Source organism: Roseovarius sp. MBR-78, assembly GCF_040547535.1.
In the GTDB taxonomy this organism is placed as follows: Bacteria; Pseudomonadota; Alphaproteobacteria; order Rhodobacterales; family Rhodobacteraceae; genus Roseovarius.
The window spans coordinates 42,097-67,605 of sequence record NZ_JBEPPX010000021.1; the positions used below are offsets into that span (position 1 = coordinate 42,097).

Genomic DNA, 25,509 nt, shown 5'->3' on the forward strand with positions numbered 1-25,509 from the left:
GCGGCGTCACGGCCGCAGCATCATTTCAATCGCGTCGCCCAGACGCTCCAGCGGCAGCGCCATAGGGGCCACCTCGAATTCGGCCATCCGCCCGATCATCCGGCGCGGCGCGCCGATGAACGTCTCGATGCGGTGGTAATGTGGGCGCGGCGCATAGTCGTCGAACAAGAGCCTGAGCGGCGCGCTTGCATGAAGCGCCGCCGCCAGCGCGCAGCCGGTGCGGAACCGCCCATCCACCAGCACCAGATCCGGCGCGATATCGCCGCGCTCCCACACCCCCAGCGGATAGCGGGGATAGCGCCGATAGCCGCTCTTGTCCTTCGGGTGGCCCCACTCTTTGGTCGGGCCGATATCGGCCCAGATCACCTCGACCTGCGTGCCCGGCGCGGGCGGGTTGGCGGCAAACCAGCCGCGCATCATCGCGGCCCAGGCCTCATCGCTCTCGACCGACCAGACCCGCTTGCCCGGCATTTCCGACGCCAGAACGGTGGACCCGCCCGAGCCATATTCGAGGATCGCCGACGCGCCCTCATAGGCCGCGCGCAGATGGGCGGCCTCGGCCTCGGGCAAGGTCAGCTCGGGGCGGCTTATCGCGGCGGTCCCGGTCATTTCAGCCGGTCGCCACCGAGACGTCGGGCGTGATGGCAAGGTGCATGTCGGTCACTCCCTTTCGCCCCAGCGCCAGCGCCACGCGCCGTCTGTCTTGCGCCAGGCAACCGCCACAAAGGCCACCGCAAGGATGAGCGAGAGCACGAGATAGGCCCCCAACCGCGCCGCCGACACGTCGCCGCTCCAGCCCACAACCGCGAAGGCCAGCGCCGTCTCGGCGAGCACGAATACCGCAACGGCGAGCCAGCCCCGCCAGTTGGCCGGGCCCGCTCCAAAGCCATGCGCGTGCGGCTTGAACCAGTTTCCACCCCTCACCCTACGCTTCCTTCCAGCGAAATGGCCACCAGTTGCTGCGCCTCCATGGCGAATTCCATCGGCAGCGCCTGCAACACGTCGCGGCAGAAGCCGTTGACGACAAGCGCCACCGCCTCTTCCTCGTCCATGCCGCGGCTCCGGCAATAGAAAAGCTGGTCGTCATCCACCTTGGACGTGGTCGCCTCGTGCTCGACGCGGCTCGAATTGTTCTTGACCTCGATATAGGGCACCGTATGCGCCCCGCAGGTGCCGCCGATCAGCAGGCTGTCGCATTGCGTGTAGTTGCGGCTGTTCGTGGCCTTGGGGTGCATCGAGACAAGCCCGCGATAGGTATTCTGCGCGTGCCCCGCGCTGATCCCCTTGGACACGATCCGCGAGCGGGTGTTTTTGCCCAGGTGGATCATCTTGGTGCCGGTATCGGCCTGCTGATAGTTATTGGCGATGGCGATGGAATAGAATTCACCCTGAGACTCGTTGCCGCGCAGGATGCAGGACGGGTATTTCCACGTCACCGCCGAGCCGGTCTCGACCTGCGTCCACATCACCTTGGCCCGATCGCCCCGGCAATCGGCGCGCTTGGTCACGAAATTATAGATGCCGCCCTTGCCGTTCTCGTCGCCGGGATACCAGTTCTGCACCGTGGAATATTTCACCTCGGCGTCTTCCTCGACGATGATTTCCACCACGGCGGCGTGAAGCTGGCTCTCGTCGCGCTGCGGCGCGGTGCAGCCTTCGAGGTAGCTCACGAAACTGCCCTTGTCGGCGATGATGAGCGTGCGCTCGAACTGGCCGGTATTCTCGGCATTGATGCGGAAATAGGTGCTGAGTTCCATCGGGCAGCGCACGCCCGGCGGCACATAGACGAACGAGCCATCCGAGAATACCGCCGAATTGAGCGTGGCATAGAAATTGTCCGAGACCGGCACGACGCTGCCGAGATATTTGCGCACCAATTCGGGATGCTCGCGGATCGCCTCGGAGATGGAGCAGAAGATCACGCCCGCGCGTTTCAGCTCTGCCTGAAAGGTGGTGCCAACGCTGACCGAATCGAACACCGCATCGACGGCCACCTTGCGGCCTTCTGCGGGGGCCTCACCCACCCCCTCGACACCGGCAAGGATCATCTGTTCCTTGAGCGGGATGCCGAGTTTCTCATAGGTGGCCAGCAGCTTGGGATCGACCTCGTCGAGCGATTTCGGTTTGGTTTCCATGGACTTGGGGCGCGCATAGTAATACTGCGCCTGAAAGTCGATCTCGGGGTAATCGACCATCGCCCAGGTGGGTTCCGTCTTTTCCAGCCAGCGGCGATAGGCGGAGAGCCGCCAGTCGGTCATCCAGTCGGGTTCTTCGTTCTTGGAGGAAATCAGGCGAACGATGTCCTCGTTCAGGCCCATCGGCGCGAAATCCATCTCGATCTCGGTATTCCAGCCGTATTTATAGGCCCCGCCGACTTCGCGTACGGTATCGACCGTCTCGCGGTCGACGCCGTCCTTGACCTGCATTTCGTCCACAGCCGCCATTGCCATTCTCTCCTGTCGTTCAGGCCATCCGGGCCTGATGTCTGTTCCGCAGCCTTGCCCACGCCTCGGCAAGCCGCATGATATCCTTGTCCGTCACCCCCGGCCCGAGCGACACGCGCAATGCCGACGCAGCCGCACCCGCCTCAAGCCCCATCGCCTGCAAGGCCCCGCTTGCGCGGACCTTGCCGCTTGAGCAGGCAGACCCCGCCGAGACGGCAAAGCCTGCAAGATCGAGCGCCATCACCTGCGTCTCGCCCTTCCAACCGGGCGTAACAAGGTAAGTGGTGTTCGGCAGGCGCGGCCCCTCTTGTCCGATTAAAATAGTCTCCTTTGAAATCTCTGCAATAGTTGATTCTAGAATGTTTCTAAGTTTTTCGACGCGGGACCACACGCCCCCGGCCAGATCGCGCGCCGCCGCCTCTGCCGCAGCCCCGAAACCGGCGATACCGATGACGTTCTCGGTGCCCGCCCGGCGGCCCATTTCCTGCCCGCCGCCGCGCAACTGCGCCGCCACATCCAGACCACGCCGCGCCACCAGCGCGCCCACGCCCTTGGGGCCGCCCAGCTTGTGCGCCGAAATCAGCGCCATGTCCACGCCCGACCAGTTGAACGCCACCGGCAGCTTGCCAAAGGCCTGCGTCATGTCGCTCACCACCAGCCCCTCGGGCAGGGTTTGCACGATGCCGGTCTCGGAATTGGCCAGTTGCAGCACCGAGCGCGCGGGATCGCGCACCGTGACCTGCCCAGAGGCGTCAACGCCCAAATCCTCGGTGATCCAGGCGCGCACCGCGTCATGCTCAATCCCCGCCCCCGAAAGGCCCCGGCCCGCGCAGGCCAGCGCCGCCGCCTCGGTCGCCCCGGAGGTAAAGATCACCTCTGCCCCGTCGGCCCCAAGCGCCGCCGCCACCTGCGCGCGCGCGCGCTCCACCAATGCCTTGGCCGCGCGCCCCTCGGCATGCACGCTCGACGGGTTGCCCACCACGTCCATCGCCGCGATCATCGCCGCCCGCGCCTCGGGGCGCAGCGGCGCTGTCGCATTGTAATCAAGATAGATGCGCGTCATCAAAGCCCCGCGAACAGAGTGCGACGCCCGTCAGGCCCCTGCCAAACGTTGCGCCATTCAGATATGAATCGCCCGCCCATAGGCGTCGAGCACCGCTTCATGCATCATCTCGCTCAGCGTGGGATGCGGGAAAACGGTGTTCATCAGGTCTTCCTCGGTGGTTTCGAGTTGACGACCCACCACGTAACCCTGGATCAGTTCCGTGACCTCGGCACCGATCATATGCGCCCCCAAAAGCTCGCCCGTGCCCGCGTCGAACACGGTCTTTACCATGCCCTCGGCCTCGCCCAGCGCGATGGCCTTGCCGTTGCCGATAAAGGGAAAGCGGCCCACCTTGATCTTGTGCCCGGCCTCCTTGGCCTGCGCCTCGGTCAGGCCGACGCTGGCGATCTGCGGGTGGCAATAGGTGCAGCCGGCGATGGAGTCGGGGCGCACCGGATGCGGATGGCCGCCCGCGATCAGCTCTGCCACCATGACGCCCTCGTGGCTGGCCTTGTGCGCAAGCCATGGCGCGCCCGCGATATCGCCGATGGCATAGAGGCCGTCGACGCCGGTGCGGCAATATTCATCCACCACCACATGGGTGCGATCCACCTTGACGCCAAGCGCCTCCAGCCCCAGCCCCTCGGTATTGCCGACGATGCCAACGGCGGAAATCACCGTGTCGAAGTCGTGTTTCTCGACCTTGCCGCCAGTCTCGATATGGGCGGTCACGCGGCCCTTGGCGCGGTCAAGCTGCTTGACCATCGCCTTTTCCATGATTTTCATGCCCTGCTTGGTGAACGCCTTCTTGGCGAAGGCGGAAATCTCGGCATCCTCCACCGGCAGGATGCGGTCCATCACCTCGACCACGGTCGTCTCGGCCCCGAGCGTGTTGTAGAAACTGGCAAACTCGATCCCGATCGCGCCGGAGCCGATCACCAGCAGTTTCTTGGGCATATGCGGCGGCACCAGCGCGTGCTTGTAGGTCCACACCAGATCGCCATCGGCCTCCAGCCCCGGCAATTCGCGAGCGCGTGCGCCGGTGGCCAGCACGATGTGTTTCGCGCTCAGATCCTCGGTGCCCTTGTCGGTCTTGACGCTGACACGGCCCTTGGCGGGCACGCTGGCCTCGCCCATGATCGTGGTCACCTTGTGCTTCTTGAGCAGGTGGCCGACCCCGGAATTGAGCTGCTTGGCCACCCCGCGCGACCGTTTCACAACGGCGTCGAGATCATAGCCGATCCCCGTCGCGCTCAGCCCGAATTCCTTGGCGCGGTGCATGAGGTGGAACACCTCGGAGGAGCGCAGCATCGCCTTCGTGGGGATGCAGCCCCAGTTGAGGCAGATGCCGCCCATATGCTCGCGCTCGACGATGGCCACCTTGAGGCCAAGCTGCGCACCCCGGATGGCCGCGACATAGCCCCCCGGCCCGGCCCCGATCACGATCATGTCAAAGCTCTGCGATGCCATGTGGTCCTCCCTCCCCGGAAACTGGTTCAGCTTTAAACCGTTTCACGGCAGACCACAACGCACAGCAAGACGGCACGCGCCCGTCAGGCCGCCTGCATCACCTCGCGCACCAGCGCGCCATACCCGCCCTCTTCCTCGAACGCGCGCTCGGGCGCGGTCGAGATCCGGCCCTGCACGGGGTTGCGATGCGGGAACCGGCCAAAGCGGCGGATCACCTCGCGATGCGCGCGCGCGTGCAGCAGGTTGTCGGGGCCATGCTCGGGCATCCGCTCGCAGATCAGGCGCACGCAGCGTTCCTGATCGCAGAGGTTTTCCGAATGCATCAGCGGCAGGTAAAAGAATTGCCGCGCCGGCTCGTCGATCTTGAGATCCCAGCCCCGGTTGATCGCCACCTTGGCCGCCGCCAGCCCCGCCCGGTCGGTGGCAAAGGCCCGCGCGTCGTCGCGAAACATGTTGCGCGGGAACTGATCGGTCAGGATGACATAGGCCAGCGTGCCGGTGGGATGTGTGAGCCAAAGACCATACGCCCCCGCACGGGCATTCTCCCAAGCGCTTGAAAACCGCGTGCGCACGGCCTCGTCCAGCGTGCCGGATGCCTTGTACCACCCCTTCGGCCCGACCTCGTCCAGCCAGAACCCCAAAACCTCTTCGGGCGTCACCATCGGGAGTCTCCTCACAATTCCCGTTACATTAACGTAACGTTAACGCCTAACTGGGGCAAATTCACAGTCACGAAATGCTACAAGGGGGACATATTTACGCGGATTTCGCGACATCTTCGGCCTCTTGTGCCGCCTCTATGGCGACTTCCTGCGCATATTCCACCGCCATCGGCGAGGATGACGGGGATACCGGCGTGTAGCTGTCGGTCTGCGCCGGGGCCGGTGCCGCGCGCTGCGTCATGCGGTAGAGCGCGTAGGCAACCAGCGCGGCCATCAATACGGCGATGTATAGAAAATACCCCTTGGGCCCCATCACCCCCATCATCCAGCCCACCATCAGCGGCCCGGCAATCGCCCCCAGCCCGTTGATGAACACCATCCCCCCCGCCGCTGCGGCCATGTCGTCATGCTCGAGGAAATCATTGGTATAGGCGATGAGCAGCGAATAGAGCGGGTTGGACGAGCCGCCGACCAGAAAGGCCGCCGCAAGCAACAGGGCGAAATTCCCGCCCGACGCCATGCCCAGCACCGCGCCGAGCGCCGTGACCATTGACACGCCCGCGATGAGCTTGCGCCGGTCCATCCGGTCCGACAGCCACCCCAGCGGATATTGCGCCAGCACCGCGCCAATATAGAAGGACGCCACAAAACCCGAGATCTGCCCGATGCTCAGCCCCGCCTCGGCACCGTAGACGGCGGCCATGCCGAATTGCGCGGCGAATACGCCGCCGGTGAGCAGCATCCCCACGCAGCCCAGCGGCGATATCTGCATGATCCGCCGCAGCGACAGCGGCTTGGTGGTGTCAAAGGCCGGCGTCGGGCTGACCGACAGCAGGATCGGCGCAAAGGCCAGCGAGACCAGCACCGAGGGGATGACGAACAGCACGTAGCCCGACGGATCGGCCAGCACCAGCATCCCCTGCGCCGAGACGATCCCCACCATCTGCACGATCATGTAGAGCGACAGCGCCTTGCCGCGGGTCTCGTTGGTGGCGGAATTGTTGAGCCAGCTTTCGGCGGTGACATAGACCCCCGAGAAGCAGAACCCGATCACCACCCGCCCGATCACCCAGGCCCAGGGCTCGGTGATCGTAGGATATAGCACCAGCACCGCCGAGATCATCGAGCCAAGCGCGGCAAACACCCGCACATGCCCGACGCGGCGGATCATCTCGGGGGCCATGCGCGAGCCGAACAGGAACCCCAGGAAATAGGCCGACATCACCACCGACATCTGCGTGGTGGAAAACCCCTCCAGCGCACCGCGCACACCCAAGAGCGTGCCTTGCATCCCGTTGCCCACCTGCAACAGCATCATGCCCAGCAACAGCGCCCAGGCCCCGGAAAATACTTGCAGCATGTCGCTCTCCATGATCCGGCCCCACCGTCGCAATACGGATCAAGGCGCGTCTAGACCGTTTGCGACTCAGCCGGTCGCTCCTCCCTGTCCGTTGTCAGGCGCGGGCGGCGGGATCAACAGCGATGCGTCGCCATAGGAAAAGAATCGATAGCGCGCGGCGATGGCATGGGCATAGATCTCCATCACCCGCGCGCGCCCCATCAGCGCCGAGACCAGCATCATCAGCGTCGATTTTGGCAGGTGGAAATTGGTCATCAACGCATCACTCGCGCGGAACTCGAACCCCGGATAGATGAAAATATCGGTCTCGCCCTGCCACGGCACCACCTCGCCCGTCGCCCGCGCCGCCGTCTCGATGAGGCGCAGCGCGGTGGTGCCCACCGGGATCACCCGCCCGCCTGCCGCGCGGGTGGCGGCGATTTCGGCGGCGGCCTCGGCGCTCACCTCGCCCCATTCGGCGTGCATCCTGTGGGTGGTCACATCCTCGACCTTCACCGGCAGGAAGGTGCCCGCGCCGACATGCAGCGTGACATGGCTGAACGCGACACCCCGCGCCGCCAGATCGGCCAGCACCACCTCGTCGAAATGCAGGCTCGCCGTCGGGGCCGCCACGGCACCGGGGCGGCGCGCCCAGACGGTCTGATAATCCTCGCGGTCCTGCGCATCGGCAGGGCGGCGCGCGGCGATATAAGGCGGCAGGGGCATCGCGCCCGCGGCATTGAGCGCGGCATCGAAATCCTCGCCCGCAAGGTTGAAGCGCAGCCGCGCCTGCCCCTCGTCGCGCGCCACCAGCGTGGCCGACAGCCCCGCCGCAAAACCGATCTCCTCTCCGTCGCGCAGCTTGCGCAGCGGCTTGACCAGCGCCGACCAGGTGCCATCGGCCTGCGGCTCCAGCAGCGTCACCTCGATCCGCGCGCCCGCACCCCCGATCCGCGCGCGGGTGCCGCTGAGGCGCGCCGGGATCACCCTGGTATCGTTGAGCACCAGCCGGTCACCCGCGCGCAGCCACTGCCCCAGATCGGCCACGGTGGCATCGGTGATCGCGCGCCCCTCGGCCACCAGCAGACGCGCGGCGCGGCGCGGGCGCGCGGGCCGCGTGGCGATCAATGCCTCGGGCAGGTAGAAATCGAAATCTTCCAGTTTCATGGGTCGTATCTTTCCAAACGTGACGGCACGTCATCTTGCGACCTGTCCGGCTCGGGTATCGGCGGCGGCACCCCCTCGACCGTCGGCGGTGCCCGGCGAAACATTTCGCGCAGAAAGCCGGGGGCCAGCGCCGAGAGCGGGTTGACCGTCACCCGTGGTGCATCCGAGGGGCCGCGCATGGTGAAATTGAACCCAACAAGCCCCTCTCCGCGCCGACCGAAGGCGCCGCCGATGGCATTGAGGAAATAGACCGGCGACAGCACGCCCTGCATGTCCATCCGCTTGGCCACAAGATCGAAATAGCCATCCATCGAAATCCCCGCCGAGGCCCCCACCGCGCTGCTTTCCAGAACGGTCAGCCGCTCGGGCGTCAAGCGAAACCGCGCGGACACATCGGAAAAATGCAGGCCCTGCCCGTTGAACTGCTCCAGCAGCCCGATCACGCTGATGGTGTTGAGCAGCGCCGCCAGCGCAGGGGCGCGCTTGACGCGCAATTGCTCGATATGCAGCACGCCGTTATAGCTTCCCGGCGGGCCGGTCGGCGTCAGGTTCAGGTCAAGCCGCCCGTTGCGCGCATCCTCCAGCATCCCCGCCGCAGACAACAGCGCGCCTGCATCCTCCGAGCGGACGCGAAGGGCGCTGCGCCCGCCCTCCGACGGGGTCACATCGCCCGCCACCGGCGTGCGCCCGTTCACCTGCGCGGTAAAGCTGCCGCGCGCACCGCCGCGCGTATCGAGCGCGGCCTTGAACCCGGTGAGCGCGATCCCGTCGGAGATGCGCAATTCGTCAAGCACGAGGCTCAGCGGCCCGCCCTCGCCGCCGCCACCCTCGCCGGGGCCGCCGCGCCGCAGATCGACCGTGCCGCCGGTGACCTCGATCCGGGGAGCCTCTCCCGCGCCGCGCCCGACAATCGCCACCCCGACATCGAGCCAATCGCCCAGCGCCACGCTGGAAAACCGCGCCACGTCGAGCGCGCCCGCCTCGCTCAGCCGCACCTCGCCACCGCTGAGCCGCAGCCCGCCAGCCTCAAGCGCCAGTGCGTCGATGCGGGGCGGTTTGCCCAGCACCCCGGCCACGTCGAGCCGCCCGGTCTCGGCGCGCGCCAGCGCCCAGTCAAGCTCGGGCAGGCGCAGGCCGAGCCCGGTCAGGTCCGAGGTGAGCGCGAACTGCACGGGCGCATCGCGCGCCAGCGCCAAATCGACCATGCCGCGCCCAGCGCCCGACAGGCTGCCCTCGGGCAGGGCGATCCCGAACTCGTCGAGAAACCGCTGCGACAGCTCGATCTCGCCGCGCAGCCGGCTTGCGCCGCCGGTATCGGGGCCGAGGGCCATGGTCCACGTCCCCTCCACCGGCACCTGCCCGATCCGTGCCTGCCCGCTGATTTTCACCTGGGTATTGTCCGCCTCCACCGCGAGTCGCGACGCCGCCAGCACCCGCCCCTCGGCCAGCGTTTCGCTGCGCATGTCGGCAATCTCGCCGGTCACGGCAAAGGCCACCTCCTCGGGCGTCAGCTTGTCCTTGAGCACGAAATCGAGCCGCCCCGACAGATCGGCGCGGCCATCGGCCAGCGTCACCTCCCGTCCAGCCTTCTCCAGAAAGCGAAAGGGCGGCGAATCGAGCAGCGACAGCGCGGCCGTGATGGTGCCGCGCGCGCGGATATGCGCCTCGGCGGGGCCCTTCTTGATGCGGATATCGGGGATAATGAAATCGGTGCCGGACACATCCACGCGCCCGCCGGTGACGGCGGCCACATGGCCCGTCTCGGCATGAACACTCAGCCGGTTGTCGCGGATCGACAGATGGCCCGCTCCCGCCTCGATCGGCGGCACGTCACGCACGTAAACCGTGGTCAGATCGGTGAAATCAAACCCGAGGAACACATCCGGCACCGCCCCCGGCACCGCGCGCAGGCCGAACTGGATATCGCGCATGTCAATGTTTTGAACGTTCTCGGTGATCCACTCGCGCGTCTTGGGCTTGACCGTGACCGGCCACAATTCGAGCAACCGGTCCGGCGCGAGGGCACCCATCCGCCCCGCGATATCCACCGACCAGCCATCCGCCTGCCCGCGCGCGCGCCCCTTGAGGCGCAGCACCTCGCCCCGGTCGCGCAGGCGGAACTCCCCGACCGAGAGCGTGAACGGGTCGAGATCGAGCCGCAGATCCGCCGCCGCGCCCTGAAACACCACCGGTTCGGGATAAAGCTCCGAGGGGTTGGCCGCAATCTCGCCGATGCGGATCTGCGCCTCCAGTGCACCGGGCCAGCCCGCCGCCATGCCCAGAAGCCGCGCGCGCCCCTCGGCGCGGGCGGTGCCCCAGTCGCTCTCGACCGAGATTTCGGAAAAGTCGATCTGCTGGCGGTCGGGGTGATAGGTGAAATAGCTGCGCGCCGAGCGGAACGGGATCGGCGCGGTCGCCTCGTTGGGGCGCAGCGCACCTGCCCCGATCTGAAGCGTCGCGCTCAGCGGTCCAAGCTGCCCCTCGGCATCCACGCCCGCGCGCAGCGCGCCCGAAATCGGTGCCTCCAACGCCCCCAGAAACGCCAGCGCGGGCGATTGCGCGGCCAGCTCCCCCGCAGGGACATCCTCGAACCGGATGCCGAATTGCGCGCCCGTCCCGTCCAGATCGCCGTTGTAATTGACCTCAAGGCTGGTGGCGTATTCGCGCGCGCCCAGCACCGTGACATTGCCGCGCAGCGAGACCTCGCCGCCCTGCCGCTCCAGCAGGGCCTGCCCGCCATCGGCGGTCCAGGCCCGCCCGCTGCGCGCATCCTCGTAGCGCAGGCTGAGGTTGTCGGCCTCTACCCGCACCAGGGACGCCAGGATAGGCTGGTCGAGAACGGCCGCGATCTGCGCCGGGAACGCGGCATCGGCCACGGCCCCCTGCCCGTCGCCCGCCTCGAACGCCACCGACAGCGCCCCATCCGCCCGCCGCCTCAGGATAAGTCGCCCGCCATCGAGCCGCACCCGCAAGAGCGCCACCTCTCCCAAGACAAGCGCCCGCCGCGACAGCGACAGGTCGAGCGCGCCGAGATGGGCCAGCGGCGCGCCACTGGCATCGCTCAGGCTCACCCCCCTCAACTCCACCCTCGGGGCCATTCGATCATCCAGCCCAAGCGCCAGCGTCTCGAAATTCAGCCGGTGATCGGGCAAGGCGGCACCGATCTGCTGTTCTGCGCGCTCGCGCAGCCAGCCCGGCACCGTGATCCCCGCCGCCAGCACCGCGACAAGGGCGATACTGGCCACCAGCACGATGAGCACGCAGCCAAAGCAGACCTGCCCGACATGATGCAGCAGGCCGCGCCGTGGCGGCACCCGCGCGGCGGCACGGCGCGGGTTGGGCTGCGGTTCCGGCTCCGGCCCGCCATCTGTCTGCGTCTGTGGTTCGCTCATTCGTGTCACGCCGCGCCGCCCTGATGCGTCCGGCCCTGCCTCGTATTTTGTATCGTGGCTTTATTCCTGCCCGTCGCACTCTAATATGCGCGTGGCACAACGTCATCACAAGTTGCATCACGAAGGAGCGCCCATGCCCGAAATAGCCGATACCGCCCCCGATTTCACCCTGCCGCGCGATGGCGGCGATAGCGTCACCCTGTCGGCGCTGCGCCCCGGCGCGGTGGTGCTGTTCTTTTACCCGCGCGACGACACGTCGGGCTGCACCAAGGAATCCATCGCCTTTTCCGGCCTCGCGGCGGAATTCGAGGCGGCGGGCGTGACCGTCATGGGCATTTCCAAGGATAGCGTGGCCAGCCACGAGAAATTCCGCGACAAGCACGCGCTCGCCGTGCCGCTCTTGTCGGATGCCGAGGGCACCGTGTGCGAGGATTACGGCGTCTGGAAGGAAAAAAGCATGTATGGCAAGAAATTCATGGGGATCGAGCGCTCCACCTTCCTGATAGACGGCGAGGGCCGCATCGCGCGCGTCTGGCGCAAGGTCAAGGTGCCCGGCCACGCCGAAGAGGTGCTCGCGGCGGCGCGCGCGCTGTGAGGCAGACGCTGGCCGAAATGGCCGTCGAGGTGCTGTGCACCGCCGATGGCCATGAGAAAACCGCGCTCTCGCGCCGCCACGCGGCAACATGGCAGGCGGCGCGGGCGGTCGGGGATGCGCCACCCGTGGGCCATGCCACGCCGCCCGACCGCCCGGCGCGGCCCGCGCAGCCCGCGCTGCTTGATCCGCGCGACGTGCCCCGCCGCCGCCCCGGCAGCGCTGAGGGCCGCATCGCCATGCTGCACGCGGTGGCGCATATCGAGCTCAACGCCGTCGATCTGCACTGGGACATCATCGCGCGCTTTGCCCAGACGCCCATGCCCATGGGCTTCTACGATGACTGGGTAAAATCGGCGGACGAGGAATCCAAGCATTTCAAGCTGATATCCGATTGCCTTGAGGGCATGGGCAGCCATTACGGTGCCCTGCCCGCCCATGCCGGCATGTGGCGCGCCGCCGAGGACACCGCGCATGACCTGATGGGGCGGCTTGCCGTGGTGCCGATGGTGCTCGAGGCGCGCGGCCTTGACGTGACACCGGGCATGATCGCGATTTTCGAGCGCGCGGGCGAGGCGCGCGCGGTCGAGGCGATGCGGGTGATCTACGCGGAAGAGGTGCATCACGTCGCCTATGGCTCGAAATGGTTCCACTTCCTGTGCGGGCGCCACGAGCTTGACCCGAAAGTCGCGTTTCACGATCTGGTGCGGCGCTATTTCCACGGCGCGCTCAAGCCGCCCTTCAACGAGGAAAAGCGCGCCGAGGCGGGCCTGCCGCCCGATTTCTACTGGCCGCTGGCCGAGGGCACGGCAACCTGAGGTTGCGCCACGGCCTTCACGGTGGCGAAACAAACGTCACGCCCATCGGCGGTTTTCCGCCAATTCGGGGGAAAACCGCCGAGTGTTCCGTGACTTGCGGTCAAATTTCTTGCCCGCCGCCCCGCCCCTGTCTAAGCAGTCGGTCAGACGAAAATGACAGGAAGTGACCGCTTGTGAGACCGACGCTGGCGATAAAACTGCACAATCTCCTCGAACGCCACTTCCCCGAACGCCGGGTGTTCCTGCGATCCGACACCGACACGCGCTTTATCCGGCTGCGCTCGCACACCCAGATCATCGCCGCCGCCGGGGCCTGTGCGATCGTCGCCTGGACGATCATCGCCACCTCCGTCCTGGTGATGGATTCCATCGGCGCGGGTAATTTCCGCGAACAGGCCAGGCGCGAATTGCAGACCTACGAGGCGCGGCTCAACGCGTTGGCCGAGGAACGCGACCGCCGCGCCCAAGAGGCGCTCGCCGCGCAAGAGCGGTTCAGTTCGGCGCTGGCGCAGATATCGGCCATGCAATCGGAATTGCTCAGCTCCGAAACCCGCCGCCGCGAGCTTGAGACCGGGCTGGAGGTTGTCCAGAGCACTCTGCGCCGCGCCATGTCCGAGCGCGAAACCGCCGAGCGCGAGGCCGCGCGCCTTGCTGCGGCGCTCGATACCGAAGAGCGCGCGAGCCCCGACAGCGCCACCGGCGAAGGCGGCGATGCCACGGTCAGCGTGCTGACCGCCGCGCTCTCGGATGCCGCGCGCGAACGTGACGGCACCATGGCCCGCGCCGAAGAGGCGCTGCGCGCCGCCGACGAGATGGCCTATGAATTGCGCCTCGTGAACGAGCGCAATTCCGAGATTTTCAGCCGCCTCGAGGACGCCCTGACCATCTCGGTCGAGCCGCTGGAGACGATGTTCCGCAAGGCAGGTCTCGATCCTGATACGCTCATCGACACGGTGCGGCGCGGCTATTCCGGGCAGGGCGGGCCGCTCACGCCGATCTCGCTCTCGACGCGCGGAAGCGCGCCCTCGCCCGAGGCTACGCGCGCCAATCGCCTGCTGACGCGGCTTGACGAATTGAATCTCTACCGTCTCGCCGCAGGCAAGGTGCCGCTCGCGATGCCGGTCAAGGGCGGGTTTCGCTTCACCTCCGGCTTTGGCATGAGGTGGGGGCGGCTCCACGCCGGCACCGATTTCGCCGCCGCGCATGGCACACCAATCCACGCCACCGCCGATGGCGTCGTCACCCATGCGGGCTGGCTGTCGGGCTATGGCCAGCTCGTCAAGATCAAGCACGCGTTCGGAATCGAGACGCGCTATGCCCATATGTCCAGAATCCGGGTGCGCGAAGGCCAAAGGGTCTCGCGCGGGGAGCGGATCGGTGATATGGGCAACACAGGACGTTCTACCGGCACCCACCTGCACTATGAGGTTCGGGTGGATGGCAAGGCGATCAACCCCATGACCTATATCAAGGCTGCAAGAGATGTTTTCTAAGAGCAAGATCAACGAACCCGCCCCGAAACCCGTCGAGGCCAAACCATCCACGCCCGACGCGCGTGCCGACACGGGCAGCGACTACCGCGCGCCCGCGCCCAAGGCCAAGCCGCCCGCCTCGGTGCTGTCGTCGGACCTGCACGTTGTGGGCAACCTGCGCACCACCGGCGATATCCAGATCGAGGGCACCATCGAGGGCGATATCCGCGCGCATCTTCTGACCGTCGGCGAAGGTGCCACCGTCAAGGGCGAGGTGATCGCCGATGACGTGGTCGTGAACGGGCGCGTCGTGGGGCGCGTGCGTGGGCTCAAGGTGCGGCTCACCTCCTCCGCACGGGTCGAGGGCGACATCATCCACAAGACCATCGCCATCGAATCGGGCGCGCATTTCGAAGGCTCGGTTCAGCGCCAGGACGATCCGCTCTCGGGCAACAAGACCGGGGCCAAAGGGGCCGCCCCCGCGCAACAGGGCGAGGCCCAGCCGCGCGCCGCCACCCCGGCGCAGAAACCCGCCGATCCCAAGCCTGCGCAGCGCTGATCCGCGCAAGCCACAACCGGGCCGGTTATCAAAAGGCACCCTGCGCGGCCCGCGCAGGGTGCCTTTTTCAACTTTTCAGACCCCCGAAAACCAAGGCACCTCACGCCTCGAGCTCGGCATCCCAGTAAAGGAAGTCGAGCCAGCTTTCATGCAGGTGGTTGGGCGGGAACTTGCGCCCCATGTTGCGCAATTCCTCTGCCCCCGGCGCGCGCGGCGCGCGGCGCAGGCTCAGCCCCGAGTGCCGCAGACTGCGCGAGCCCTTGCGCAGGTTGCAGGGCGAACAGGCGGCCACCACGTTTTCCCAGCTCGTGCGCCCGCCGCGCGCACGCGGCACGACATGGTCAAAGGTCAGGTTGTCGCGCGCGCCGCAATACTGGCATCGAAATTCGTCGCGCAGAAAAAGATTGAAGCGCGTGAAGGCCACGCGCTTCTGAGGTTTCACATAGTCCCGCAGCACGATCACCGAGGGTATGCGTATCTCGGTGCTTGGACTGCGCACCCAGTGATCGTATTGCGCGACGATATCCACCCGGTCCGCGCACACCGCCTTAATCGCCTCCTGCCAGGTCCAGAGCGACAGCGGATAATAGGATAGCGGCCGGTAATCGGCATTGAGCACCAGCGCCGGGAATTGCCGGAGCGCGGCCGCCTCCCTTACGAATTCACTTCTGAAATCACCGTCCATCGCCCGTGTCCAGCCTCTCTTTCGCCCCGATCGGGACAGAGGCGGCGACGCGACCGCCCCGTTCATGACTATATATCGTGCCGGTCCCCTGACAAGCCCCAGATAACGCGGCACATCTAGAGATGTGCTAGCCGCGCAAGGTAACCGCCATGTGACAGGCTCAGGCCAATACGCGCCCCTCGTCGCGCGATTGCCGCTGCCAGAGCGCGGCATACCGCCCCCGCCGCGCCAGCAGGTCGGCATGGCTGCCCTCCTCGACCACCTGCCCCTCTTCCAGCACCACGATGCGATCCGCCCCCGCCACGGTAGAGAGGCGATGTGCGATCATCAGCACCGTGCGCCCCTCGGCGGCGCGCGCCAGCGCGTCCTGGATATCGCGCTCGGTCTCGGTATCGAGCGCGCTGGTGGCCTCGTCGAGAAGCAGGATCGGCGGATTTTTAAGCAGCGTCCGGGCAATCCCCACGCGCTGTTTCTCGCCCCCCGAGAGCTTCAACCCGCGCTCGCCCACCTGCGTGGCGTAACCCTCGGGCAGCGAGGCGATGAAATCGTGAATCTGCGCCGCGCGCGCCGCCGCCTCGATCTCGGCCTGGCCCACATCGCCGCGCCCATAGGCGATATTATAGCCGATCGTGTCGTTGAAGAGCACCGTATCCTGCGGCACTACGCCGATGGCGTCGTGCAGGCTGTCAAGCGTCACATCGCGGATATCCTGCCCGTCGATCCTGACCGCCCCGCCCTGCACATCGTAGAACCGGAACAAAAGCCGCCCGATGGTGGACTTGCCCGAACCCGACGGGCCGACCACGGCCACCGTCTGCCCGGCGGGCACATCGAGCGTCACGCCCTTCAGGATCGGGCGCGCGGCATCATAGCCAAAGCGCACACCCTCAAGCCGCACATGCGCGCCCGTCACCGCCAGCGGCCGCGCGCCCGCGCGCTCGCGCACATCGGGCGGCTGGTCGAGAAGCTGGAACATCTCGCCCATATCCACCAGCGCCTGCCGGATCTCGCGATAGACGGTGCCAAGGAAATTGAGCGGCATGGTGATCTGGATCATGTAGGCGTTGACCATGACGAAATCGCCCACCGTCATCGTGCCCGCCTGCACCCCCATGGCGGCCATCACCATCACCGCCACCAGCCCGCCGGTGATCAGCAACGACTGCCCGACATTGAGGAACGAGAGCGAATAGGCAGTCATCAGCGCCGCGCGCTCATAGCGCGCCATCGCCCGGTCATAGCGCGCCGCCTCGCGCGCCTCGGCCCCGAAATACTTGACCGTCTCGTAATTCAGCAGGCTGTCGATGGCCTTTTGATTGGCGTCGGTGTCCTGGTCGTTCATCTCGCGGCGCAGCTTCACGCGCCATTCCGTCACCTTGAAGGTAAAGGCGACATAGGCCGCGATCACGCCGGCCACCACCACCAGATACCAGATGTCAAAGGCCAGCCACAGGATGATCCCCACCATCATCAATTCGAGGATCAGCGGCGCGATGGAAAAGAGCAGGAACCGCAGCAGGAAATCGACGCCCTTCACCCCGCGCTCGATGATCCGGCTCAGCCCGCCGGTGCGCCGCGTCAGGTGATAGCTGAGCGAGAGCGCGTGGATATGGCGGAACGTCTCAAGCGCCAGCTTGCGCAGGGCCCGCTGCCCCACCCGCGCAAAGGCCGCGTCGCGCAATTGCTGAAACCCCACATTCAAGAGCCGCGCCATGCCATAGGCCACCGTCAGCCCGATCGCCCCCGCCCCCAGCGCCCAGGCCGGGCTTGGCCCCTCGCCCGCCAGCAGATCCACCGCGCCCTTGTAGAAGACCGGCGTCGCCACCGCGATCAGCTTGGCCGCCAGCAACAGCAACAGCGCCAGCACCACCCGCCGCCGCACCCAAGGCTCCTCGGCACTCCACAGATAGGGGGTGACACGGGCGATGATCCGCCAGCCGCCGCGCTCTGCGGTGCCGGTCTCGGGGGGGGTGGTGGTCATCGGTGGCCCTTGTCCTTGCTGCCGGAGCCCACAGATAGCGGTGACCCCCGCCGATGACCAGAGCGGCGCAGCCTTGTTGCGCCAGCGGGCCAGGACGGGGAGACGCGGGCGGCGAGGATAGCGCCGTGCCGCCCTGCGCCTCACATTCCCCGCGCGCGATCAAGGAGGCCCGGCACATCCCGCGCTTACAAAACCCTGTCAAGCACTGTTTCCAGCCGCCCAAGGGCACCGGGCACGTCATAGAGCTTATCCAGCCCGAAAAGCCCCAGCCGGAAGGTGCGGAACCCCTCCGGCTCGCCCACTTGCAAGGGCACACCGGCGGCAATCTGCATGCCCTCTGCGGCAAACTTCTTGCCGTTCTGGATGTCGGGATCGCTTGTGTAGCTCACCACCACCCCCGGCGCGCCAAAACCCTCGGCGGCAACGGAGGCGACGCCGCGCGCCTTGAGCATCGCCCGCACGCCATCACCCAAGGCCCATTGCGCCTCGCGCAGCCGCTCGAACCCGTAATCGCGCGTCTCGATCATGGTATCGCGGAAGGCGCGCAGCGCATCCGTCGGCATGGTCGTGTGATAGGCGTGGCCGCCCTCCTCATAGGTCTGCATGATCGCGCGCCACTTTTTGAGGTCGAGCGCGAAACTGTCCGACGTGGTCTCCTCGAGCCGCGCCACCGCGCGCGCCGACATCATCACCAGCCCGCCAGAGGGCGAGGCCGACCAGCCCTTTTGCGGCGCGGAAATCAGCACATCGACGCCCGTGGCCCTCATATCCACCCAGGCGCAGCCCGAAGCGATGCAATCGAGCACCATCAGCGCGCCCACCTCATGCGCGGCCTCGGCCAGCGCCGTCACGTAATCATCCGGCAGGATCAGCCCGGCAGAGGTCTCGACATGCGGGGCAAAGACCACGTCCGGTTTCGCCTCGCGGATTTTCGCCACCACCTCCTCGATGGGCGCGGGCGCGAATGGCGTGGTCGCGCCATTGCCGGTCTGTCGCGCCATGCAAACGGTGGTATCAGAGGTGAACTGGCCTGCATCGAAAATCTGGCTCCAACGGTAGGAGAACCAGCCGTTGCGCACGACAAGGGCATGGGCCCCGCGCCCGAATTGCCGCGCCACCGCCTCCATCGCGTAAGACCCGCCACCGGGCACCAGCGCCACGGCATCGGCGGCGTAAACCTCCTTCAGCATGGATGAGATATCGCACATAACCTGCTGAAAGGATTGACTCATATGGTTCAAGGATCGGTCGGTGAAGACGACCGAATATTCCAACAGGCCGTCGGGATCGACATGGTCAAGAAGGGCAGTCATGGGGTATCTCCTGTTCGCGTTCGGCGCAGGATGCCGCGCGGCCCCGGCGTTGTCCAGCCTCGCGCCTCAGCCGATGGGACCAGGGCGGCGTTCCTCGGACAAAAGCACGTTTGCCTCGACATTGCCCACCCCCGGCAGGGTCATGATCCGGCGGCGCAGCACGCGCTCGAAATCAGGGATATCGCGCGCCACCACGCGCAGGCGGTAATCATAGAGGCCGAGGATATGCTCCACCGTCTGCACCTCGGGGATGGCCGAAACCGCGCGCTCGAAATCCTCAAGGCTGACCCGGCCCTTGGTCGCCAGCTTGATCCCCAGGAACACCGTGACCCCGAAACCCAGCTTTTCGTGATCGAGATCAAGGCGTTGCCCCTTGATCACGCCTGCGTCGTGCAGCCGCCTGATGCGCCGCCACGCGGCGGGCTGCGACAGGCCGAGGCGGCGACCGATGGCGCTTGCCGATTGGGTGGCGTCCTCGGTCAGCGCGCGCAGGATGAGCCGGTCGGTGGTATCGAGCGCGATCATACCGGCAGCACCTCGTCGGACTTGATCCGCGCGACATGCATCAAGGCCTCGATATCGGTGATATGCGGCAGGGTCAGGATCGCGCTGCGATAAAGCTGCTGATAATGCGCCATGTCGCGTGCGATCACCGAAAGGCGCAGATCGACGCGACCAAGAAATGTTTGTATCTCAATAACTTCCGGCACGTTTCTCGCGTGATGGATGAACTCGTCAAAGGCGCGAGGTTGCGTCTTGTCAAGGGCCACGCGCAAGGACACCTCGACCTCGTAGCCAAGCGCGCGCCAATCGATCACCGCGCGGTTGGCGCGGATGATCCCCGCCGCGCGCAGCCGGTCGAGCCGCCGCGCGCAGGTGGCAGGCGCAAGCCCCACCCGCTCGGCCAGTTCGGCGGGGCCAAGATGGGGGGCATGCTGATACTGCCGCAGCAGGCGGCGGTCCATGTCATCGAGCATGATATTTTCGCTATTGTTGCAATATATGCATGATATAGTGACATGTAGCGCGATTAAACCGCTAATTTCAAACGCACTCACCACGTTTTCAGCGTAACCTCTGCCCCAGTCAACAGCAACTCAAAGGAGACCGCCATGCGCGTCTATTATGATCGCGATTGCGATATCAACCTCATCAAGGACAAGAAGGTCGCCATCCTCGGCTATGGCAGCCAGGGCCATGCCCATGCGCTCAACCTGCGCGATTCCGGCGCGAAAAACCTTGTCGTCGCGCTGCGCGAGGGATCGAAATCCGCCCGCAAGGCCGAGGCCGAGGGCCTCACGGTCATGGGCATCGCCGAGGCGGCGGCCTGGTGCGACCTGATGATGTTCACCATGCCCGACGAATTGCAGGGCGAGACCTATCGCAAATACGTCCATGACAATATCCGCCCCGGCGCGGCGATTGCCTTTGCCCACGGGCTCAACATCCATTTCGGCCTGATCGAGCCGAAAGAGGGCGTCGATGTCATCATGATGGCCCCCAAGGGCCCCGGCCACACGGTGCGCGGTGAATACGTCAAAGGCGGCGGCGTGCCCTGCCTTGTCGCGGTGGACAACGATGCCTCGGGCAAGGCGCTGGAACTGGGGCTTTCCTACTGCTCGGCCATCGGTGGCGGGCGCTCGGGCATCATCGAGACCAATTTCCGCGAGGAATGCGAAACCGATCTGTTCGGCGAACAGGCGGTGCTTTGCGGCGGTCTGGTCGAGCTCATTCGCATGGGCTTCGAGACGCTGGTGGAGGCGGGCTATGCCCCTGAAATGGCTTACTTTGAGTGCCTGCACGAGGTGAAGCTGATCGTCGATCTGATCTACGAGGGCGGCATCGCCAACATGAACTACTCGATCTCGAACACCGCCGAATATGGTGAATATGTCTCGGGGCCGCGCGTGCTGCCCTATGACGAGACCAAGGCGCGGATGAAGGCCATCCTGACCGACATCCAGCGCGGTGCCTTCGTGCGCGATTTCATGCAGGAAAACGCCGTCGGCCAGCCCTTCTTCAAGGGCACCCGCCGGATGAACGACGCGCATCAGATCGAAGAGGTCGGTCGCAAGCTGCGCGGCATGATGCCGTGGATCTCGGCGGGCAAGCTGGTGGATCAGGAAAAGAACTGAACCTGTTGATATAGAATGGTAAAGGGCTCTCAGTTGAGGGCCTTTTTCAAACTGAGGAGAACGCGCGTGCCCGAAATCGCACCGATCAACTGGCTACGGATCGGGGCGCTTGGCCTGATCTGGGGCGCGTCGTTCACCTCGCTTTCGGTGGCGCTGCGCGATGTCGGGCCGTTCACGGTGGCCGCCGTGCGGATCACGCTGGGGGCGGTGTTCCTTTTGTCGCTGCTGCGGATTTGGGGGCTGCGATTGCCGCCCGTGAGGCGCGGGCCGGAGCGGCGGTTCTGGACTTTTGCCGTTTTTATGGCGTTGTTTTCAAATGTCATTCCCTTCTCCCTTCTGGGCTGGGCGCAGCAATCGGTGGCGTCGGGCTTCGCCGGAGTGAGCATGGCGGCGGTGCCGCTCTTGATCCTGCCGCTGGCGCATGTCTTCGTGCCCGGCGAGCGGATGCACCTGCGGCGGCTGGGCGGGTTCCTCCTCGGGACCATCGGGGTGGTGGTGCTCATTGGGGTGGATGCCTTTGCCTCTACCGGTAAAGATCTGGAATCATTGGCAAGATTGGCCTGTCTTGGGGCGGCCATGTGCTATGCGATGGGCTCTATCGCGACGCGGCTCTGCCCGCCGGTGCCGCTTTTGGCGCTGGCGGCGGCGGTGATGCTGCTGGCGGCCTGTGTGATCGTGCCGGTGGCGATGGTGGTCGAGGGTGTGCCCAAGTCATTGAGCCTGAAGGGCTTTCTGGCACTGGTCTATCTCGGCATCCTGCCCACGGGGGTGGCGCAGCTCTTGCTGGTGCAGGTCACGCGCGAGGCGGGGCCGGGATTCTTCAGCCTTGTCAACTACATGGTGCCGGTCTGGTCGGTCATCCTCGGGGCGCTGCTGCTGTCCGAGGCGGTGCCGCCGCAGCTTTTCCTGGCGATGGCGATGATCCTTGCGGGCGTCGCGATCAGCCAATGGGGCGCGCTGCGGCGATTGTTCATCGCGGGGTGAGCCGCACGGCAATGCATTTTTTAGACACGAAACCTTTATATTTCCGGGCATAAATCAAAAAAAGATCGCGATTCAGCAAGCCCGCACCGCCGCCCACATATCGAGCGCGGCGCGGGTTTCGGCCACGTCATGGACGCGCAGCACCTGCACCCCCTGCGCGGCGGCCATGATCGCCACCGCGAGCGAGCCGGGCACGCGGTCGGCGGCGACCGGCGTGCCGGTCAGATCGCCGATGAAGCGCTTGCGAGAGGCCCCGAGCAGCACCGGACAGCCAAGCCCGTGAAAGAGCGACAGCCCTTGCAAGAGGCGCAGGTTGTGGGCTTGGGTCTTGCCAAAGCCGATGCCGGGATCGACCGCGATGCGCTCGCGCGGGAGCCCTAGCTCGGTGAGCGCCTCGACGCGCGCAGCAAGCCAGTCATAGACATCGAGCAGCACATCCTCGTAGCGCGGAGCGTGCTGCATCGTCTCGGGTGTGCCTTGGGCATGCATGACGCAGACCGGCAGGGCGCGGGACGCGGCGAAGGGCGCGAGGCCCTCATCGAACGTAAACCCCGACACGTCGTTGACGAGGCTCGCGCCGGCGCGGATCGCGGCCTCGGCGACGGCTGTCTTGCGGGTGTCGATGGAGATCGGCGTTGAGAGCGCCGCGCGGATGGCGGCGATGACAGGGGCGGTGCGGGCAATCTCGGCATCAATGGCCACGGGCGCGGCACCGGGGCGGGTGGATTCGCCGCCCACGTCGAGGATATCGGCCCCTGCCTGCGCCATGGCGACGGCATGGGCGCGCGCGGTCTCGGGGTCGAAATGCTGCCCGCCATCGGAAAAGCTGTCGGGAGTGACGTTGAGGATGCCCATGAGGCGCGGCGCGTCCATGCCCATGCCCGCGAGCGGCGGGCGCGGCGCGGCGAGGCGCGCTGTTACCTCGGGCGGCAGGTCGCGGGCGGGCATGAGGCGGGGGGCCGCGTCGCGGGCGAGCACCTCCACGGTGTCGAACCAGCACCAGCCACCGGCAAGCGGCAGGGCCTCGGCGGGGCGCGCCGGATCGGTGCGGGCAATGGGGCGGTAATGGGCCATGTCAGAGCCCCGAGCGGGCGATATCCTGCACTATCACCGGCACGTCGCAGGCGGCGGGCGGGGCCGCGCCGATCAGGAGCAGGTCGGAGGCCTCGACATGGCCCGCGAACCACGCCGCGAGATCGACCGGGGCCTCTGTCGTCGGGCCATCGACCGCGTCGAGCACGATCTTGGAGGGTGCCCAGACGCTGATCTGGTCGTGTTTCATGGACCAGTCAAGCTCGGTCCGGGTAGAGACCACCACGCAGCGCGGATCGCGGGCCGCCAGCATCCACGCGTTCTGTTCCATCGCCAGCAGATCGACGCGGCGCTGGGTCATGCGGTGGCCGGTTCTGGGCGCGGGTGTATCGGGCAGGCCGACGCACAGGATCACCGGCTCGGCGCGGGCCTGCAACTGATCGAGCCAGCGCCCGAGATTGGGCGAGGCGATGGCGGCATTGCCGAGATAGACAAGATGGGGGTCCGGCACGGTATCGGGGGCGGCAACAGGGCGCGTTGGCAGATCATCCACCGAGCGGACGATCTCGACCCCGAGGGCACCGGGGCCACGGTCGAGCTTTTCGATGCGCACGAAGCAGCGCACCGCCTGCGGCTCCCACAGGATGCGCTCGGCAATGCGCTGGGCGAGGGTTTCGAGCAGGTTGAGCCGTTCCTCGGCCAGCGCCGCCTCGATCGCCTCGGTCACGCGGTCGTAGGAGAGGATGCGATCCACGTCATCATCAAGCGCGGCGGTCATCGGGCGCACCTCGACCACCACGTTGAAGGCGACGCGCTGGGTGGTGCCGCGCTCGGCCTGAAAGGCGCCGATCTCGACCTCGACTACGTGATCGCGCACCGAGATGCGATCAAGCGGGCCGTCGGGCGCGGTGGCGCGCGCGCGGGCCTGCGGGTGCTCGAAGGCGAGGCGGATCTCGGTGGTCATCGCGGCGGTCCCTGTCGGTGCGTGGATTTTGGGTAGCATGGGGTGCGGAGGCGGGGAATGGGAGAATCCGACGCATGAGGGGGTGGCTGCGGCAGGGCGGCCGGTTTAGCCCCGAGGGGATGCCAAAGCCCGCGAATGCGCCGCGCGGGCCAGGAGCCGACCACCCGATACGCTCAATGCGGTGTCACCTTGGAGAAAAGCTGAATCACCACGATACCGGCGATGATCATCGCCATGCCGATCACCGCCGGCATGTCCAGCCTTTGGCCAAAGACGACATAGCCGATGGCGGCGATGAACACGATCCCCAGCCCCGCCCAGATCGCATAGACCACGCCCACCGGCATGTATTTCAGCGTCAGCGCCAGCAGGTAAAAGCTGATTGCATAGGCCACCACCACAAGCACCGAGGGCCACAGCCGGGTGAATTGCTGGCTCGCCTGCAAGGCGGTGGTCCCGGCGGTCTCGAACAGGATCGCCAACACCAGCAGAAAATAGACCTGTATCATCGCGCCTCCGGGGTCTCACATGGGCCTGCCCCCTCGTTACGTCAGTCCCGGCACGCGGTCCAGCACCCGCGCGCTTGCCAGCGGCCCCGCGCCGCCCCATATTCTGCCCATGTTGAAATTCACGCCGATCCTTCTTGCGCTGCTTTATGCGCTGGCGATGTATCGCTTCTCGGTCTGGCGCACCACGCGCGAGCTTGACGCGCGCTCCTCCGAGCTGGCCGATCCCCGGCTCAAGGCGATGTGTGACCGCCTCGCCCGCGCGCTCGATCTGCCCCGCGTGCGCGTCCATCTCTACGAGATCGACCCGGTCAACGGCCTCGCCGCGCCGGACGGGCGCATCTTCATCACCCGTGGCTTCTACCGCAAGTTCCAGACCGGCGAGGTCTCGGCCGAGGAAATGACCAGCGTGATCGCGCATGAGCTTGGCCATGTCGCGCTGGGCCACGCGCGGCGGCGGATGATCGACTTTTCCGGCCAGAACGCCCTGCGCACGGCGCTGGCGATGGTGCTCTCGCGGTTTTTACCCGGTATCGGCGTGTGGATCGCCAACGGCGTCACCACGCTGCTGGCGGCAAAACTCTCGCGCGGCGATGAATACGAGGCCGACGAATACGCGGCGGCGCTGCTGACCAAGGCAGGCATCGGCACCGCGCCGCAGAAATCGCTCCTCGCCAAGCTCGCGGCGCTCACCTCGGGCGCGGGCGGCGTCATGCCCGCCTGGCTGATGAGCCACCCGCCCACGCCCGAGCGCATCGCCGCCATCGAGCGGCTGGAGGCGCGTTGGAAGGGGGCGCTGCGGTAACGCCAACCTGCGGGCCTGGCCCGAGGATGACAGCTCCCCCATAACTTTTGGGCACCTCGAAAAATTGCGCTGACACCGGCGTTTCGGTATGATCGGAGCGATAAAACGGGATGGGGTGCAACGATGGCGCAGATGGGTTTCTTT

At 66.4% G+C, this 25,509-nt stretch carries 24 protein-coding genes; 7 read left to right on the forward strand and 17 right to left on the reverse strand.

Annotated elements, in window-relative coordinates:
• Window positions 1-6: 6 nt before the first annotated feature.
• The 9 genes from ABIE58_RS15375 to ABIE58_RS15415 form a co-directional block, all read right to left on the reverse strand.
• A complete protein-coding gene (locus ABIE58_RS15375; protein WP_354545588.1) occupies window positions 7-609 on the reverse strand; it encodes a hypothetical protein in 603 nt (200 codons plus the stop codon).
• 51 nt (window positions 610-660) lie between these two features.
• On the reverse strand, window positions 661-924 hold the full coding sequence (locus ABIE58_RS15380; protein ID WP_354545589.1) for a hypothetical protein: 264 nt from the start codon (window positions 922-924) through the stop codon (window positions 661-663).
• Window positions 921-2,444 (reverse strand): Fe-S cluster assembly protein SufB, encoded by a 1,524-nt coding sequence (gene sufB, locus ABIE58_RS15385; RefSeq protein ID WP_354545610.1) that lies wholly within the window; start codon window positions 2,442-2,444, stop codon window positions 921-923. Before sufB ends, ABIE58_RS15380 begins: the two co-directional genes overlap by 4 nt.
• A gap of 19 nt (window positions 2,445-2,463) precedes the next feature.
• The gene (locus ABIE58_RS15390; RefSeq protein ID WP_354545590.1) at window positions 2,464-3,507 is read right to left on the reverse strand and encodes a cysteine desulfurase family protein; all 1,044 of its coding nucleotides are present in this window, start codon (window positions 3,505-3,507) and stop codon (window positions 2,464-2,466) included.
• A 57-nt stretch (window positions 3,508-3,564) separates the two neighbouring features.
• A complete protein-coding gene (gene lpdA, locus ABIE58_RS15395; RefSeq protein ID WP_354545591.1) occupies window positions 3,565-4,959 on the reverse strand; it encodes a dihydrolipoyl dehydrogenase in 1,395 nt (464 codons plus the stop codon).
• 83 nt (window positions 4,960-5,042) lie between these two features.
• Window positions 5,043-5,621, reverse strand: coding sequence for a DUF924 family protein (locus ABIE58_RS15400; RefSeq protein ID WP_354545592.1), 579 nt, complete (start codon window positions 5,619-5,621; stop codon window positions 5,043-5,045).
• 94 nt (window positions 5,622-5,715) lie between these two features.
• Window positions 5,716-6,981, reverse strand: a complete 1,266-nt coding sequence (locus ABIE58_RS15405) for an MFS transporter (protein WP_354545593.1) — start codon at window positions 6,979-6,981, stop codon at window positions 5,716-5,718.
• A 66-nt stretch (window positions 6,982-7,047) separates the two neighbouring features.
• Window positions 7,048-8,127 carry a tRNA preQ1(34) S-adenosylmethionine ribosyltransferase-isomerase QueA gene (queA, locus tag ABIE58_RS15410; RefSeq protein WP_354545594.1) on the reverse strand — a complete coding sequence of 360 codons (1,080 nt, stop codon included), beginning with the start codon at window positions 8,125-8,127 and terminating at the stop codon, window positions 7,048-7,050.
• Window positions 8,124-11,519 (reverse strand): YhdP family protein, encoded by a 3,396-nt coding sequence (locus ABIE58_RS15415; protein WP_354545595.1) that lies wholly within the window; start codon window positions 11,517-11,519, stop codon window positions 8,124-8,126. Before ABIE58_RS15415 ends, queA begins: the two co-directional genes overlap by 4 nt.
• Window positions 11,520-11,652: 133 nt before the next feature.
• On the opposite strand from ABIE58_RS15415, the gene ABIE58_RS15420 reads away from it, so the two are divergent.
• The 4 genes from ABIE58_RS15420 (at window position 11,653) to ABIE58_RS15435 (ending at window position 14,960) form a co-directional block, all read left to right on the forward strand.
• Window positions 11,653-12,114 (forward strand): peroxiredoxin, encoded by a 462-nt coding sequence (locus ABIE58_RS15420; protein WP_354545596.1) that lies wholly within the window; start codon window positions 11,653-11,655, stop codon window positions 12,112-12,114.
• Window positions 12,115-12,131: 17 nt separating this feature from the next.
• Window positions 12,132-12,929: a ferritin-like domain-containing protein gene (locus ABIE58_RS15425; protein WP_354545611.1), complete on the forward strand. Its 798-nt coding sequence runs from the start codon at window positions 12,132-12,134 to the stop codon at window positions 12,927-12,929.
• Window positions 12,930-13,102: 173 nt separating this feature from the next.
• Window positions 13,103-14,422 (forward strand): DUF5930 domain-containing protein, encoded by a 1,320-nt coding sequence (locus ABIE58_RS15430; RefSeq protein WP_354545597.1) that lies wholly within the window; start codon window positions 13,103-13,105, stop codon window positions 14,420-14,422.
• Entirely contained in the window at window positions 14,412-14,960 is a 549-nt protein-coding gene (locus ABIE58_RS15435) for a bactofilin family protein (protein ID WP_354545598.1), read from the forward strand. The genes ABIE58_RS15430 and ABIE58_RS15435 overlap by 11 nt, the downstream gene beginning before the upstream one ends.
• Window positions 14,961-15,060: 100 nt before the next feature.
• On the opposite strand, the gene ABIE58_RS15440 is transcribed toward ABIE58_RS15435, so the two are convergent.
• From ABIE58_RS15440 to ABIE58_RS15460, 5 genes are all read right to left on the reverse strand, one after another.
• Window positions 15,061-15,645: an HNH endonuclease gene (locus ABIE58_RS15440; RefSeq protein WP_354545599.1), complete on the reverse strand. Its 585-nt coding sequence runs from the start codon at window positions 15,643-15,645 to the stop codon at window positions 15,061-15,063.
• A 160-nt stretch (window positions 15,646-15,805) separates the two neighbouring features.
• Window positions 15,806-17,626 (reverse strand): ABCB family ABC transporter ATP-binding protein/permease, encoded by a 1,821-nt coding sequence (locus tag ABIE58_RS15445; protein ID WP_354545600.1) that lies wholly within the window; start codon window positions 17,624-17,626, stop codon window positions 15,806-15,808.
• 185 nt (window positions 17,627-17,811) lie between these two features.
• Entirely contained in the window at window positions 17,812-18,939 is a 1,128-nt protein-coding gene (locus tag ABIE58_RS15450; RefSeq protein WP_354545601.1) for an aminotransferase class V-fold PLP-dependent enzyme, read from the reverse strand.
• Between the two features lie 66 nt (window positions 18,940-19,005).
• The gene (locus tag ABIE58_RS15455) at window positions 19,006-19,464 is read right to left on the reverse strand and encodes an Lrp/AsnC family transcriptional regulator (RefSeq protein WP_354545602.1); all 459 of its coding nucleotides are present in this window, start codon (window positions 19,462-19,464) and stop codon (window positions 19,006-19,008) included.
• Complete coding sequence (locus tag ABIE58_RS15460; protein ID WP_354545603.1) at window positions 19,461-19,916, reverse strand: Lrp/AsnC family transcriptional regulator; 456 nt, start codon at window positions 19,914-19,916, stop codon at window positions 19,461-19,463. The genes ABIE58_RS15455 and ABIE58_RS15460 overlap by 4 nt, the downstream gene beginning before the upstream one ends.
• A gap of 135 nt (window positions 19,917-20,051) precedes the next feature.
• On the opposite strand from ABIE58_RS15460, the gene ilvC reads away from it, so the two are divergent.
• Window positions 20,052-21,074, forward strand: a complete 1,023-nt coding sequence (gene ilvC / locus ABIE58_RS15465) for a ketol-acid reductoisomerase (protein ID WP_354545604.1) — start codon at window positions 20,052-20,054, stop codon at window positions 21,072-21,074.
• A gap of 66 nt (window positions 21,075-21,140) precedes the next feature.
• A complete protein-coding gene (locus ABIE58_RS15470) occupies window positions 21,141-22,058 on the forward strand; it encodes a DMT family transporter (protein ID WP_354545605.1) in 918 nt (305 codons plus the stop codon).
• A 72-nt stretch (window positions 22,059-22,130) separates the two neighbouring features.
• Here ABIE58_RS15470 and folP read toward each other — a convergent pair whose 3' ends face one another.
• From folP to ABIE58_RS15485, 3 genes are all read right to left on the reverse strand, one after another.
• Window positions 22,131-23,132: a dihydropteroate synthase gene (gene folP, locus ABIE58_RS15475; protein ID WP_354545606.1), complete on the reverse strand. Its 1,002-nt coding sequence runs from the start codon at window positions 23,130-23,132 to the stop codon at window positions 22,131-22,133.
• 1 nt (window position 23,133) lies between these two features.
• On the reverse strand, window positions 23,134-24,054 hold the full coding sequence (locus tag ABIE58_RS15480) for a dihydroneopterin aldolase (protein WP_354545607.1): 921 nt from the start codon (window positions 24,052-24,054) through the stop codon (window positions 23,134-23,136).
• 173 nt (window positions 24,055-24,227) lie between these two features.
• Window positions 24,228-24,563, reverse strand: coding sequence for an SMR family transporter (locus ABIE58_RS15485; protein WP_354545608.1), 336 nt, complete (start codon window positions 24,561-24,563; stop codon window positions 24,228-24,230).
• 109 nt (window positions 24,564-24,672) lie between these two features.
• Between ABIE58_RS15485 and ABIE58_RS15490 the strand changes: the two genes are divergently transcribed.
• On the forward strand, window positions 24,673-25,365 hold the full coding sequence (locus ABIE58_RS15490; RefSeq protein ID WP_354545612.1) for a M48 family metallopeptidase: 693 nt from the start codon (window positions 24,673-24,675) through the stop codon (window positions 25,363-25,365).
• Window positions 25,366-25,509 lie beyond the last annotated feature (144 nt).